The 13,016-nt window shown below is 62.1% G+C and carries 16 protein-coding genes; all 16 read left to right on the top strand.

Annotated elements, in window-relative coordinates:
- Positions 1 to 2: 2 nt before the first annotated feature.
- Positions 3 to 344: a head-tail connector protein gene (locus N0B28_RS13330; protein WP_210014925.1), complete on the top strand. Its 342-nt coding sequence runs from the start codon at positions 3 to 5 to the stop codon at positions 342 to 344.
- Positions 341 to 667: a phage head closure protein gene (locus tag N0B28_RS13325; protein WP_210014924.1), complete on the top strand. Its 327-nt coding sequence runs from the start codon at positions 341 to 343 to the stop codon at positions 665 to 667. The genes N0B28_RS13330 and N0B28_RS13325 overlap by 4 nt, the downstream gene beginning before the upstream one ends.
- Before the next feature lie 10 nt (positions 668 to 677).
- A complete protein-coding gene (locus N0B28_RS13320; RefSeq protein WP_275726613.1) occupies positions 678 to 845 on the top strand; it encodes a hypothetical protein in 168 nt (55 codons plus the stop codon).
- Between the two features lie 3 nt (positions 846 to 848).
- Positions 849 to 1,349, top strand: coding sequence for an HK97-gp10 family putative phage morphogenesis protein (locus tag N0B28_RS13315; RefSeq protein WP_275726611.1), 501 nt, complete (start codon positions 849 to 851; stop codon positions 1,347 to 1,349).
- Positions 1,342 to 1,728: a DUF3168 domain-containing protein gene (locus tag N0B28_RS13310; RefSeq protein WP_275726609.1), complete on the top strand. Its 387-nt coding sequence runs from the start codon at positions 1,342 to 1,344 to the stop codon at positions 1,726 to 1,728. Before N0B28_RS13315 ends, N0B28_RS13310 begins: the two co-directional genes overlap by 8 nt.
- Before the next feature lie 54 nt (positions 1,729 to 1,782).
- Entirely contained in the window at positions 1,783 to 2,280 is a 498-nt protein-coding gene (locus tag N0B28_RS13305; RefSeq protein WP_275726607.1) for a hypothetical protein, read from the top strand.
- A 40-nt stretch (positions 2,281 to 2,320) separates the two neighbouring features.
- Entirely contained in the window at positions 2,321 to 2,650 is a 330-nt protein-coding gene (locus N0B28_RS13300; protein WP_275726606.1) for a hypothetical protein, read from the top strand.
- A 92-nt stretch (positions 2,651 to 2,742) separates the two neighbouring features.
- On the top strand, positions 2,743 to 2,901 hold the full coding sequence (locus tag N0B28_RS13295; protein ID WP_345799350.1) for a hypothetical protein: 159 nt from the start codon (positions 2,743 to 2,745) through the stop codon (positions 2,899 to 2,901).
- Between the two features lie 40 nt (positions 2,902 to 2,941).
- Positions 2,942 to 3,187, top strand: a complete 246-nt coding sequence (locus tag N0B28_RS13290) for a hypothetical protein (RefSeq protein WP_275726604.1) — start codon at positions 2,942 to 2,944, stop codon at positions 3,185 to 3,187.
- A gap of 63 nt (positions 3,188 to 3,250) precedes the next feature.
- Complete coding sequence (locus tag N0B28_RS13285) at positions 3,251 to 6,652, top strand: tape measure protein (RefSeq protein WP_275726602.1); 3,402 nt, start codon at positions 3,251 to 3,253, stop codon at positions 6,650 to 6,652.
- Positions 6,652 to 7,002 carry a phage tail protein gene (locus N0B28_RS13280; RefSeq protein ID WP_275726600.1) on the top strand — a complete coding sequence of 117 codons (351 nt, stop codon included), beginning with the start codon at positions 6,652 to 6,654 and terminating at the stop codon, positions 7,000 to 7,002. The genes N0B28_RS13285 and N0B28_RS13280 overlap by 1 nt, the downstream gene beginning before the upstream one ends.
- 37 nt (positions 7,003 to 7,039) lie before the next feature.
- The gene (locus tag N0B28_RS13275; protein WP_275726598.1) at positions 7,040 to 7,741 is read left to right on the top strand and encodes a phage minor tail protein L; all 702 of its coding nucleotides are present in this window, start codon (positions 7,040 to 7,042) and stop codon (positions 7,739 to 7,741) included.
- 2 nt (positions 7,742 to 7,743) lie between these two features.
- A complete protein-coding gene (locus N0B28_RS13270; RefSeq protein WP_275726596.1) occupies positions 7,744 to 8,526 on the top strand; it encodes a C40 family peptidase in 783 nt (260 codons plus the stop codon).
- Positions 8,523 to 9,107, top strand: a complete 585-nt coding sequence (locus N0B28_RS13265) for a tail assembly protein (RefSeq protein WP_275726594.1) — start codon at positions 8,523 to 8,525, stop codon at positions 9,105 to 9,107. Before N0B28_RS13270 ends, N0B28_RS13265 begins: the two co-directional genes overlap by 4 nt.
- A 55-nt stretch (positions 9,108 to 9,162) precedes the next feature.
- Positions 9,163 to 12,678, top strand: a complete 3,516-nt coding sequence (locus tag N0B28_RS13260) for a phage tail protein (RefSeq protein ID WP_275726592.1) — start codon at positions 9,163 to 9,165, stop codon at positions 12,676 to 12,678.
- A complete protein-coding gene (locus tag N0B28_RS13255; protein WP_148071527.1) occupies positions 12,675 to 13,010 on the top strand; it encodes a hypothetical protein in 336 nt (111 codons plus the stop codon). Before N0B28_RS13260 ends, N0B28_RS13255 begins: the two co-directional genes overlap by 4 nt.
- Positions 13,011 to 13,016 lie beyond the last annotated feature (6 nt).

Here is a 13,016-nt window from a genome sequence, read left to right as displayed (position 1 = left end):
GCATGCCTGTAATCAGTTTGACCATTGCACGCCATCACCTTCGAGACCCTGACGACGATGACGAGTATCTAGAACTCCTGATCGAGGCCTCGGAAGGGCAGGCGATGGACTACCTGAACCGTCGTTTCTATGCCGATCAGCAGGCGCTGGATGAGGCTGTCGCCGCCGGAGCTGCCGGCGAGTCCCCCATGGTCTGCAACAAGCAGATCAGGGCTGCCTGCCTGCTGATCCTCGGCCACCTTTACGCGAACCGTGAGGACGTTGTGATCGGGACCACCGCCACTGAGCTGCCGAAAGGCTCGGAGGCACTCCTGACGCCGCACCGCATTGGGTGGGGCGTATGAGGGCCGGCCCGCTGCGTCATCTGTGCAAGGTCACCTTCCCGCACGAGGAGCGCAATAAGTCCGGGGGCGCCACAGTGACGTGGTTGCCCGCTGCTCGTCCTGATATGTGGGCTGAAATCAGAACCCCCAGCGGTCGGGTTTCATCTGTTGCCGAGCGACTGGAAGCCGTCGTCACTGCCGAGATCATCGCCAGGTCACGCACTGACATTGTTGCGGGCTGGCGGGTGACCAGGCGCGGGATTACCTACAAGGTCGAGGCTGTTTTGCCTGACAACGAAAACTCAATGATGAGGCTCTTGTGCTCATCAGTCCCCAACCCATGAGGTACCCCCAATGAAAATTCGTGCACTGGGCCGACTCTCGGGCGCCTCCGGCGATCGAGAGAAGGGCGAAGAGTTCGAGGTGGCCAAGGAGTATGCCGAGGGCCTGATTGCTCGCGGCTACGCCGAAGCGGTAACCGACAAGGCCGAGAAGCCGAAGGCCGCCCCGGCCAAGGAGTAGGCGATGGCCCGTCGATCCAAGCTACTTGGTGATTTCAAGCTGCGCCGCACGTTGCGCAACATCAACAAGACGATGGACAACGAGCTGAAGCCGGCCATGGAACAGGCGGCAGGGCGCATCCTGGCCACCCAGCAACAGCTGATCCCCAAGGACACCGGCGATGCCGCTGCGGCACTGCGCATGTATGTGTCGCCCAGCGGTCTGGACGCGCAGATCGGTATACGCGGCAAGCGGGACAACCGCCGCTTCTACTACCTGCGCTTCATCGAGTACGGGACCAAGGGGTACACGGGCGGCAAGCGCGCCGGCAATCGCAGTAAGCGCGAGACGAACAAGAGCGACGGCACGCACTTCTTCGGCAAGCACCCGAACATCCCGGCCCGCCCGGCGCACCCCTGGCTGCGGCCATCGATGGACGTGAACCGGGAGTATGTGCTGGCGGATATCGAGACAGCGATTCGACGCACGCTGCGCAAAGCGAGCCTGGGGGCCGGCAATGGCTGACCCATCCCTTGCGCTGCAGGAAGCGCTGGTCGTCCGCCTGCGCGACGAGGTCGATTGCCCCGTGCTGGATGGGGCCGGCATCAACACCCCGATGCCTTATGTGTCCATCGACCGCGAGGTCTCGACCAACATCAGCCCTATCGCCGGCCGCAAGCGCGAGCAGCGCCTGATCTACCTGTCTGTCTGGTCTGATGCCGTTGGCCAGGCAGAGGTCAAGCGCATCAACGGCAAGGTCATCGCCGCCCTCGACGAGCGCCGTCTGGTGCTCGAGCACGGGCGGGCAGTGTCCGTGCGCGTGCTGCAGGCCGATGCCCAGCGCGATGCTGATGGCACTACGTACCAAGGCTCGATCACGGTTCGCGTGATCACCACCCACTGATTTACCTACCGGCCGCCCCGCGGCTTTATCCAACGCGCCTTTGGAGGAACCCCCATGGCCGAAGACAATCTGAACACGGCGGCCGGCTGCCGCTTACGCTTTGGCGGGAAGACCGCCGCCACCACCGAAGCCGAGTACAAGGCCGATGACTACATTGATGTGGGCGAGATCGAGGACCTGGGCGAATTCGGTGACACCTTCAGCAGCGTGACCTTTACCGCCCTGAGCGATGGCCGGGTGCGTAAGTACAAGGGCACCGCAGACGCGGGCGACATCACTTTGACTGTCGGCCTGGATAGCGGCGATGCCGGCCAGAAAGCGGTGTCCGTCGCGCACAAGGACCGCACCAAGGGCAACTACAACACCATGGTCACCCTCAACGACGGCGACCCTGGCGCGACCCCGGCAATCCTTCCGACCACGTTCTACTTCGGCGTCAAGGTGATGAACAACACCGTGGCACCTGGTGCGGCTGACAACGTGGTCCGCCGCAACATCACGCTCGCCATCAACACCGAGATTCTGGAAATTCCAGCCCACGCAGCCCCGTAACCAAACGGGGCTTCGGCCCCGCTTCAACAGGACCTGAACCATGAACAAGACTTTGCACGGTACCTTGACCGTGAAACTGGGCGACGAGGAGTTCACCCTGCAGCCCACGCTGAAGGCGGTGCGTGCGATCGAAAGCCGCTTTGGCGGTCTGCGCGGCGCTTCGCAGACACTCAATGCCATGAGCGTGGATGGCTGCGCCATCATCCTTGCCGCCGGCGCCGGCCTGGAAGGCAAGGCGGCCGAGGCGATCGCCGATAAAGTTTGGAAGGCCGGCGTGCTGGAAGTGTCGGTGCAACTGAACGCCTACCTTGCCGCACTCTACAACCCGCGCGGTGGTGACCAGGGAAACGACCAAGCCGGGGCGGCGTAAGCGTCGTTGAGGACGGCAGCTACGTCGACCGGCTCTACGCCATCGCGACAGGCTGGTTGGGGTGGCCCCCCGCCACGGCCTGGAGCACACCATTGCCCGAGCTGTTCATTGCGCTGGACGCCAAGATCGAGTGGTCGCAGATGACCAATCCGTTTGGCAGCGGCAAGGCGACTGGACAGAAAGCGAAGCCCAAGCCTGCTGGTGTGGCTGAGAAGCTTCGACAGGCGCTGACGGGCCGCAAGGCAGCATAACCTCTGATATCCTGCGCCGTTTCTGAATGGAGGCAGGCCGATGCAGAAACTCATCTTCGCAGCGTTGCTGGTGATCATTGTTCTTTTGGCGCCCTGGACGCTCGGCTGGCTGCTGACCGCTTTTTCAATATGGGCGGTGGCAGCTGTTGTTGTCGCCATATGTGCGGGGCTGGCGATGATCTGGCTCAACTACAGCACCGACTTCAATCGTGAGCAAAAGCGCCTAGATAGGCGGATCAAAAAAATTACTGACGAAGCAAATAGAGTGAACGCCCGTCGCGATTAGCGCGCTGTCGATAGCTCAGCTCAGCCCGGCAATTGCCGGGCTTTTTATTGTCTGGAGAAAAGCATGGCTGACACCGACATCCAGGGGATGCTTGTTCGCATTGAAGCGACTACCGCTCAGTTGCGCGGCGAGATGGCGCGCGCAGATTCTAGCGTGGCCCAAGCATCCGGGAAGATCGACAAAAGCCTAGAGCGAATCGATGCAGCGTTCGACCGTGCGGGCGAGAGCGCCCAGAAGGCCGGGGCCCTGATCAAGACCGCGCTTACCGCTGCTACGGGCGCGGTATCGGTCAAGTCGATCATTGATGTAGCAGATTCTTACTCGCAGATGTCTGACCGCATTGGCCTGGCAACAGGCAGTTTTGGCGAGTACAACCTGGTTCAGGAGCGTCTGCTTGAAACGGCCAAGCGTACCTATCGGCCTCTGAGCGAAGCGCAGGAGCTCTTTATCGGCACGGCCGATAGCCTGAAGTCCATGGGCAAGAGCACAAGCCAAGCGCTGGATGTGATGGACAGCTTCAGCTTCCTGCTGGTGACCAACTCAGCAAGCGCCGACAAGGCTTCGTCGGCCATCGACGCATACTCGAAGGCATTGCAGACTGGCAAGGTTGATACTGATGGATGGAAGTCCATTATTGCGGCGATGCCTACAGTGGTTGAAACCTTGGCAAAAGCCACCGGCAAGAGCGCAGAAGAGATCCGCTCTCTTGGCATTGAGGGCAAGCTCAGCCTAGACCTGCTCACCAACGGCCTGGAAAAGTCGGCCAAGGCCAACGGCGAGCTGGCTGACAGCATGGGCGTTGCCGTCCGGGACGCGCTTCAGAACCTGAGCAACGCCTTTTCCGTCTACGTGGGTCAGGCCAACGAGGCGCTTGATTTCACAGGGCAGATAAGTTCGGGGATATCGCTTCTCGGCGACAACTTCGACACCCTGGCCAATGTCGCTATTATCGCAGCGACTACTGCTCTGGCGAAGTACGGTGCGAGTGCCGCCGGCGCGTCTGCTACAGCCGTGTACTCAGCATTGAAGGATTCAGTAGCCAGAAAGTCGCAGACCGCAGCAGTACTGCTCGCTGCGCAGGCCGAGCAGCAGAAAGCCAGAACCACCGTCTTCTTGGCGGAAAAAGAGGCAGTTGCGGCCAGGGGTACTGCGGTTCAGACGCAAATGTCATTGCAACTTGCTGAGGCAAGAATGGCGGAGGCACGAGCTACCGCTGCTGTGGCTACAGCCCAGACCGCAGTTACGCGTGCGGGATTCAGCTTCATCGGAATGCTTGGCGGGCCTGCTGGAATTATCGCGCTGGCAGTCGGCGCCGCCACAGCGTTTCTGACGCTGCGTGATAACACCGGCGTTCTAGAAAAGAAGCTGGGCGATCTCAACGACCCAATCGACAAGCTGGTCGAGCGATTCAACAAGCTCAATCGAGCCACCCAGTCGGTAACTCTGCGAGAGCTAAAGGCTTCGATTGAGGACGCAGAAAAAGACCTGACCACCGCAGCAGGCTCAATCGCTTTTGAGTTTCAAAGCAGCTTGACCAACGCCGGCCTGGCCGGCGCATCTGGGTTTATGGCCGGGATCGTGCCTTTGTCGGCCGAGTTTCAGGCCGCAATGGAAGTCGTTGACAAGGCGTCAGCCGACCAGGCCGCCGGAATGGCCGTGGATTGGAAGGAAGTGGCTGACCGCCTGCGGGATATTCCAGGCGTTACTTCTGAGATGGCTGACGCCCTTGAGGAGGGCGGCGGGGCCGCGGCGGAAAAAGCAGAGGTCATCACTCACCTCAAGAACGCAATGGCTGAGCTCACCGGTGAGACCGATGCCAACACTAGGTCAGAGCGGGAGAACGCTGCGGCTCGCACTACTGCAGCCAAGGAAACCCAGACGTATCTGGATCAGCAGCTCAAGCAACTGGCGTCCGCGCAAGACAAAACGAGTACCGACGCTGCGAAGCGGTACATTGCCGAAAGGACCAATCTGACTGAGGGCGAGCGGACGGCAATCCTTTCGGTTGCTGCCGCACGCGACGCCCAGAAAGAAGCCGATGATGCTGCCGTCAAGGCTAAGCGAAAGACCACCACAGAAAGCGAGCAAGCCAGCAAGAAACAGCTCAAGGATTTCGAGTCGACCGAGGAGGGCTACAAGCGCCAGATCGAACTGATCAACACCACCGGCGACAAGCAGAAGGACGCCACCGAGGTGGCCAAGCTGTCGTTCGAGCTGCAGGAGGGCAAGCTGGGGAGCCTGTCCAAGGTTCAACAGAAGCGCCTGCTCGAGCTGGCTGCTGAGCTGGACGGCCTGAACAAGATCAAGAAAGCCAACGAGGACGCCCTGAAGCTCAGCGCGTTCAAGGCCGCTCAGGCTGCCGGCACACAGACGACGATCAACGGCTACTCGCAGGAGCTGGCCGGCATCGGCATGGGGGATAAAGCTCGCGACCGGATGCGCGCCGACCTGGCGATTCGGCAGAAGTACGTCGAGGAGCTGAAGGCGCTCAACGAGCAAAGCAACACTGGGCAGATCAGTCCGGAGCTGTACGCCAGCCAGAGCCAGGTGCTGCAGGACGAGCTGAACAAGCAACTGATTGCTCAGCAGTTCTACTACGAGCAGGTCGACGAGCACCAGACCAATTGGCTGCTGGGCGCTCAGGAGGCCTGGCAGAATTACGCCGACTACGCCCAAAACTACGCGGCCCAGGCAGCCGACTTTGTCAGCGGCACCTTGGGTTCAGCTACCAGTGAGCTGGGCGGTGCCTTTTCCGACATCATCACTCAGTCGAAGAGTGCAGAGGATGCGTTCGCCGATGCTGCAGCCGGCATGGCGAAGTCGATGATAAACGCCCTCAGCGATATGGCCGCGCAATGGCTTGTGTATCAGGCAGTGCAGGCGCTGGTCGGGTCCACGACACAGAGCGCTGCGAGCCTTGGCATGGTCGCCAACGCCCAGGCAACGTCGTTCCAGGCCAGTCTTGCCGCCTACGCCTCTACCGCAGCGATTCCGGTGGTTGGCCCCGCGCTGGCCCCGGGTGCCGCCGCTACGGCTGCTGCTGCAACTGCACCAATGGTTGCAGCGGTATCCACCGCGACCGCGATGGCAGGCGCCGGCTTCATGGATGGCGGCTACACCGGCCACGGTCGACGTGATGAGGTGGCGGGGCCAGTGCATCGCGGCGAGTACGTGTTCGACGCCGAGGCCACCGCGCGTATTGGCGTGGGCCGCCTGGAAGCGCTGAGTAATGGCCAGATCGGGATGGTGGGCACTTCTTCGGGCAGCGCTCCCGCGAGCCAGCCAGCGCCCGGCGGCCCCGCCCCGATCATCATCAACTCACCGATCACTGTTCAGGCTCAGCCCGGTATGAGCGACGAAGCCGCGCGCCGCCAGGGGGCAGCGATGGAGGACGGGTTCCGGCAAATGTGCCGGGAGGTTGTCCGGGAGGAGTTCGGGCAGGGTGGCTCTATGTGGAGGCGGTAATGACAGAGACTTTTGACTTCGACATAGAGGCGGACGCCGATGGCGACATCAGTCAGCGCACTTGGGATAACGACTTCGGCGATGGCTACGCGCAGTCAGGCGGTACCGGCATCAATACGAAGTCGCAGTCCTGGAATGCAACTCACACAGGCCTGTTGGAGCAGGGAGAGGAGGCCCTTGAGATCTGCAAATTCCTTGATCGGCACGAAGGCTACAAAACCTTCTTCTGGACCCCACCAGGTGGAGTGCAGGGTCGGTATCGCGTCAAGGGCTACAAGCTCAAAGCCAGAGGCAGCTCCAAGCTGGTAACGATCAGCTGGACTTTCGATCAACGATTCACCCCTTACTAAGCCCCGCCCGTGCGGGGCTTCTTGTTTCTGAGGCCCCATGACTTTTAATACCGATATCCAGAAGCTCGAGCCGGGCAACCAGATCCGGCTGTTCGAAGTGGATGCCACGCGCCTGGGCGGTAACCTCTGGCGCTTCCACGGCCACGCCCAAGAGGGCGACATCATCTGGCAGGGCCACCTCTACGAGCCGATCCAGCTCGAGGCGAAAGGGTTCGACATCCGCGGCGATGGCCGGCCTTCGTCGCCGACCCTGCAGCTGGCCAACGAGCTGGGTGGGGTGAGGGGTGCAATTTCAGCGCTATGCCTGCACCTGCGCGACCTGGCCGGCGCCAAGGTCAAGGTCATCGAGACCTTTCGCCACTTCCTGGATGCCGCGAACTTCCGGGACGGCAACCCAGCCGCCGCCAACCAGGCGCGCATCAACCTCTGGTACATCGAGCAGAAGACCGATGAGGACCGGGAGCAGGTGACCTTCCAGCTCTCCAGCCCGCTGGACCTGGAGGGGCAGATGCTGCCTACCCAGCAGATCACCAAGCTGTGCCGCTGGGCCTGCCGTGGGCAATACCGCCAGGAGGCGTGCGGCTACACCGGCACAGCCAAGTTCACCAAGAAGGACGAGCCCACCAACAACCCCGCGCTGGACCGCTGTGGCGGGCGCTGGAAGAGCTGCAAGGCTCGGGGTAATACGCGCCGCTTTGGCGGCTCCATGGGCGCCAGTCTCATTGCCAGCTCGAGGTAACCATGCGCATCAACCAACAACTACAAGCCGCCATTCGCGAGCATGCCGAGCGGGCATACCCGGACGAGGCCTGCGGGGTGCTGATCAAGACCGAGCAAGGCCGCGAGTATGTGCCGTGCCGCAACCAGGCCAGCACACCTCGCGAGCAGTTCTCGCTGAACCCCGAAGACCTGGCCCAGGCTGAAGACCGTGGCCAGGTTCTCGCGATCATCCACAGCCACCCCGACAAGTCGCCGGCACCCAGCATGGCTGATCAGGTGAGCTGTGAGCTGCATGAGTTGCCGTGGGGCATAGTCGGCTGGCCCGGCGGTGAGATGGAGTGGTTCAAGCCTTCGGCCTACCAGGCGCCTCTACTGGGGCGTGACTTTGCGCACGGCCTGCTGGACTGCTGGGGCGCGTGCCGCGACTGGTACGCCCGCGAGGCCGGTCTGGTGCTGCCGAACTTCGAGCGCAAAGATCTGTGGTGGGAAGAGCGTGATGGCCCGAGCCTGTATGAGGCGAATTTCGCGGACGCCGGCTTCTACCTGGTTGACGAGCCCCGCCGCGGCGACATGCTGGTATTCATCGTGCCGTCACCAGGCCGGCCATGCCACCACCCCAACCACGCCGCCATCTACCTGGGCGACGAGCCGGCCTTTGTCAGCGAGCCAGCCCCGGACCTGGGTGGCAGCGGACCGTTCATCTATCACCACATGGCAGGGCGGGCATCGACTCGCGAAATCTACGGTTGGTCGATGGCCAGCCGCCTGCGCCTGGTGCTGCGCCACAAGGATTACCGGCCATGATGCGAACCATCAAGCTCTACGGCGTGCTGCGCAAGCACTTCGGCAAAGAGTTCACCCTCGACGTGTGCAGCGTGCGGGACGCGATCAGCGCCCTGTGCGCCATGGTGCCGGGGTTTGAGAAGTTCCTGCGCACGGGCGAGGAGCGGGGACTGGTGTTCGCGGTGTTCTCTGGCCGCCGAAACCTGGCCAATGCCGAGCTTGACCTGAAGGGCGACGATCCCGGACAGATCCGCATCGCGCCGATCATTCAGGGCAGCAAGCAGGGCGGCATGTTCCAGACGATCCTCGGGGCCGTTCTGGTCGTCGCTGGCTTTTTCGCCGGCGGCACCACCACGGGCCTCGGCATGGCCCTGATAGCTGGCGGTGCTGCACTGTCGCTCGGTGGCGTGGTGCAGATGCTGTCGCCAACGGCGCGCACCAATACCGGTACCAAGAACGAAGACGGCAACAACCCGAGTTACGGCTTCGGTAGCGCGGTCACCACCATCGCCCAGGGCAACCCGTACCCACTGCTGTACGGCGAGCGCGAGATCGGCGGCGCCATTGAGTCGGGCGGGATTTACACCCAGGACAGGCTGTAGCTGTTGAGCCACCACCAACCCGCTTCGGCGGGTTTTTTGTTTTCAGGAGATCCGCATGAGCGCAGTTGCAGCGAGGCCGCAGGCATCCCGTAAGCGTGTGGCCGGAGCGAAGGGCGGCAGCTCGAAGCCGAAGCAGCCAAGCATTGCATCGAACAGCACGCCCTCCATCGCCACGGCCCGCATCGTCTATCTGTGGAGCTGGGGGCCAATTGTTGGCCCGGTGGATGGCCTGCGGTCGATCAAGCTCGGCGACACGCCTATCCAGGCCGCCAATGGCACCATCAACTACCCGGGTGTGAAGTGGCAATTCCGTTCTGGCCAACTGAACCAGCCTCGCCTGGATGGTATTGCCGAGTCGAGTAACGAGATCGGCGTCAGTCAGGAACTGCGCAGCACCACCCCCTACATCTACACCGTGACCAATTCTATGGTCGACGCCGTGCGCGTGCGCTTCAGCTGGCCACAGCTCCAGTCGCAGGATAAGTCCGGCAACATCAACGGCGTGCGGATTGACTACGCGATCGACGTGGCCACCGATAGCGGGCCGTACCAGCAAGTACTGGCGTCTTCGGTCAACCGCAAGAACATCACCAAGTACGAGCGCTCCCACCGCATCAACCTGCCCGACGGTAGCCGGTGGTCGGTGCGTGCTCGGCGCATCACGCCAGAAGCCAACAGCTCCCTGGTGCAGGATGGGATGTGGATCGATGCGATCGCCGAGGTCGTCGACAGCGACCAGGAGTACCCGCTGACCGCCGTCGGCTGCCTGGAGTACGACGCCGAGCAGTTCGGCGGGGACATCGCCAAAGTCGCAGCGCTGATGCGCGGCCGAATTGTTAGCGTGCCGGCGAACTACGAGCCGGAGACACGGACCTATCACACCAGTGGCCCCGGTACCACCAATGGCGTCTGGAACGGCACGTTCAAGCAGGCCTACACGAACAACCCAGCCTGGGTCTTTTATGATCTGGTCCTGAACCCGTACTACGGCCTGGGCGAGCGCATCGATTCCACGCAGATTGACCGCTGGTCTCTGTACCGCATCGCACAGTACTGCGACCAGCTTGTGCCGAACGGCGCCGGCGGCCAAGAGCCGCGGTTCACCTGCAACCTCTACCTGCAGAAACAGGCCGAGGCCTATGCGGTGCTCCAGGACCTGGCCTCGATTTTCCACGGCATGGCCTTCTGGGACGGTAGCCAGATCGTCGTCAACGCCGACATGCCCAGCGACCCGGTGTACACCTACACCCCGTCGCAGATCCTGGGCGACGGCGCAATCAAGTACAGCGGCAGCCGGTTGCGTGACCGGCACAGCCTGGCGATTGTGGCTTGGGACAACCCGGCCCAGGGCTTCGAGACCGACAAGGAGCCCATCTTCGACGACGAGGCCATGGCCGAAATCGGCGTGCGCGAAGTGTCCGTCGAGGCGCTGGGGTGCACATCGCTCGGCCAGGCGCAGCGCGCCGGCCAGTGGGCGCTGATGACCGAGCAGCTGCAAACTCGGGGTGCGACTATTCGTGTTGGGCTCGATGGGCATATCCCGCGGCCAGGCCAGGTGATCGCCCTGTCTGATCCGATGCTCTCTGGCCGCGCCAACGGCGGGCGTATCGCTGCAGTCGCAGGCCGGGTTATCACCCTCGACCGCGATACCGAGGTGACACCCGGTGCCCGCCTGCTGGTCAACCTGCCCAGCGGCAAGTCTGAAACCCGGCAAGTTCGATCGGTTGCCGGGCGGGCTGTGACAGTGATCGCCGATTTCAGCGAGGCCCCGCAGCCGGAATGCGCCTGGGCGCTGGACTTCGACGACCTGAAGCTGATGCAGTTTTTCGTGCGCAACGTGACGCGCCCGGAATGGCACCAGTTCCAGTTCGAGCTGATCCAGCACGAGCCAGAAAAGTTTGATGTCATTGACTACGGCGCAGTGATCGACGATCGGCCGATCAGCGTGCTGCCGCCAGGTGTGCAGGAAGCTCCGGCGCAGGTATTGATCAGGAGCCACAGTTCGATAGAGCAGGGGCTGGCTGTCACCACCATGACAATCGGGTGGGATGCCGCGCCGGGGGCCGTGGCTTATGAGGTCGAATGGCGCTGGGGTGCGCGGGACTGGATCAAGCTGCCGCGCACTGGCGAGCTCTCTGCCGACGTGCGCGGCGTGTATGCCGGCCAGTACCTGGCTCGCGTGCGCGCCGTAAACGCGATGAACGTGGCGTCGATGCCTGCCAGCTCAATGTTGACCGAGGTGGCGGGCAAGACCACGCCGCCGCCGGCAGTTACCCACCTGCTGGCCACCAGCGAGCTGTTTGCCATCGGCCTGCGCTGGGGCTTCCCAGAAGGCGCAGAAGACACCCAGCGCACTGAGATCTGGTACAGCCCAAGCAATGACCTGTCGGTGGCCACGAAACTCACCGACCTGGCCTACCCGCAGCGTGACTTCATGCTGCAGGGGCTGGCTGCGGGCGTGTCGTTCTTCTTCTGGGCACGCCTCGTCGACCGCACCGGCAACATCGGTCCATGGTATCCCGTGGACAACGGCGTACTGGGGCAGAGCGGCATGGATGCTTCGCCGATCCTCGACCTCATTGCAGGGCAAATTGGCGAGACTGAGCTGGGCAAGGAGCTCATCGACAAGATCGATGGCCTGCAAGACCAGATCGATGCGCTGGACGGGCTCAAGGCATACGAGCCGGGTGAGCCATACGTGAAAGACCAGATGGTCGTGGTCGATGGTCGGATCTACCAGGCAAAAGGCCCTGTTCCTGCCGATGCCTCGGGTGCAAATTCTCCGCCGAACGCGAACCTCTGGATCGATGTTGGTCAGTCTGTGCAAGCGGCCAACGGCCTTGCACAGCAGGTGCAGACGAACAAGACCAACATCGAGACTGTCGACGGCAAGGTCACGGCGACGGCCGAGAGCCTGCAGGCTCTGCGGGCGTCTGCTCGTGACGCCGATGCCGAAGGCGATCTGGCCGGCGCGCTCCACCAGTGGGACGCGACAGCGGCATTTGCAGAGGAAGTGAAGGTCAGCGCCTCTCGCGATGAAGTCATCGTGCGCAAGACCGAGACGCTCGAAGCGACGATGAATGACACGACGGCGGCCGTGCAGACGATCAGCCAGGCCCAGGTCAATGCCGATGAAAAGGCCTCGACGATGTGGGCTGTGAAGATGCAGCTCAACTCGCAAGGCAAGTACGTTGTCGCCGGTATCGGCCTTGGCATCGAGAACGGGCCAGCGGGCCTGCAGAGCCAGTTCATCATCAATGCCGACAGGTTCGCCGTGGTCAACGACATCAACGGCACTCCCGCATCGTTTTTCGCGATCCAGGATGGGCAGACGTTTATCCAGGCAGCCTTCATCGCTGACGGCACGATCACGAACGCCAAGATCGGGAGCTTCATCAGTTCGACGAACTACGTGCCGGGCGTCCAAGGCTGGCGACTGAACAAGGACGGAACACTCGAGATCAACGGCGCTATTGCGGGGCAGGGACGGCTCACGATCACGCACCGTGCCGTGAAGGTTTTCGACAGCAATGACCGGCTGCGCGTGCAACTTGGAGATCTGACGGCATGAGTTACGGTCTAAGGACATTCAGTGAAGACGGTGTTGTAGAGCTTGATACCGACAGCTTCACCTATCAAGTGCTTCACAGCCAAACCTATACGCTCACTGGAAATGGGGCAGTCGTTTCTGTCCCCATTTCAGGGTTCAACCCGGCAACATGCACGGCCGTGATCCTTCCAACAACTGCGCGCAAAAACGAGTTCAACGAAAGCGCAATGCCCTATATGAGGGTGGCGGTAGGCAATGTGACCGTGCGATCAAAGCACCCGAACCAGCCCGGCACTGAGGATTCCGGCTCACACATTCAATTTCGTCTTCTTGTAATGAGGTTCAAGAATTGAGCTTTG

The organism is Pseudomonas sp. SD17-1, from assembly GCF_029201585.1.
Classification (GTDB): domain Bacteria; phylum Pseudomonadota; class Gammaproteobacteria; order Pseudomonadales; family Pseudomonadaceae; genus Aquipseudomonas; species Aquipseudomonas palmensis.
This window is presented reverse-complemented; position numbering and strand designations above follow the sequence as displayed.

Coding starts and splice junctions, on each gene's coding strand:
- N0B28_RS13330 (WP_210014925.1), top strand. CDS start 3: ATGCCTGTAATCAGTTTGACCATTGCACGCCATCACCTTCGAGACCCT.
- N0B28_RS13325 (WP_210014924.1), top strand. CDS start 341: ATGAGGGCCGGCCCGCTGCGTCATCTGTGCAAGGTCACCTTCCCGCAC.
- N0B28_RS13320 (WP_275726613.1), top strand. CDS start 678: ATGAAAATTCGTGCACTGGGCCGACTCTCGGGCGCCTCCGGCGATCGA.
- N0B28_RS13315 (WP_275726611.1), top strand. CDS start 849: ATGGCCCGTCGATCCAAGCTACTTGGTGATTTCAAGCTGCGCCGCACG.
- N0B28_RS13310 (WP_275726609.1), top strand. CDS start 1,342: ATGGCTGACCCATCCCTTGCGCTGCAGGAAGCGCTGGTCGTCCGCCTG.
- N0B28_RS13305 (WP_275726607.1), top strand. CDS start 1,783: ATGGCCGAAGACAATCTGAACACGGCGGCCGGCTGCCGCTTACGCTTT.
- N0B28_RS13300 (WP_275726606.1), top strand. CDS start 2,321: ATGAACAAGACTTTGCACGGTACCTTGACCGTGAAACTGGGCGACGAG.
- N0B28_RS13290 (WP_275726604.1), top strand. CDS start 2,942: ATGCAGAAACTCATCTTCGCAGCGTTGCTGGTGATCATTGTTCTTTTG.
- N0B28_RS13285 (WP_275726602.1), top strand. CDS start 3,251: ATGGCTGACACCGACATCCAGGGGATGCTTGTTCGCATTGAAGCGACT.
- N0B28_RS13280 (WP_275726600.1), top strand. CDS start 6,652: ATGACAGAGACTTTTGACTTCGACATAGAGGCGGACGCCGATGGCGAC.
- N0B28_RS13275 (WP_275726598.1), top strand. CDS start 7,040: ATGACTTTTAATACCGATATCCAGAAGCTCGAGCCGGGCAACCAGATC.
- N0B28_RS13270 (WP_275726596.1), top strand. CDS start 7,744: ATGCGCATCAACCAACAACTACAAGCCGCCATTCGCGAGCATGCCGAG.
- N0B28_RS13265 (WP_275726594.1), top strand. CDS start 8,523: ATGATGCGAACCATCAAGCTCTACGGCGTGCTGCGCAAGCACTTCGGC.
- N0B28_RS13260 (WP_275726592.1), top strand. CDS start 9,163: ATGAGCGCAGTTGCAGCGAGGCCGCAGGCATCCCGTAAGCGTGTGGCC.
- N0B28_RS13255 (WP_148071527.1), top strand. CDS start 12,675: ATGAGTTACGGTCTAAGGACATTCAGTGAAGACGGTGTTGTAGAGCTT.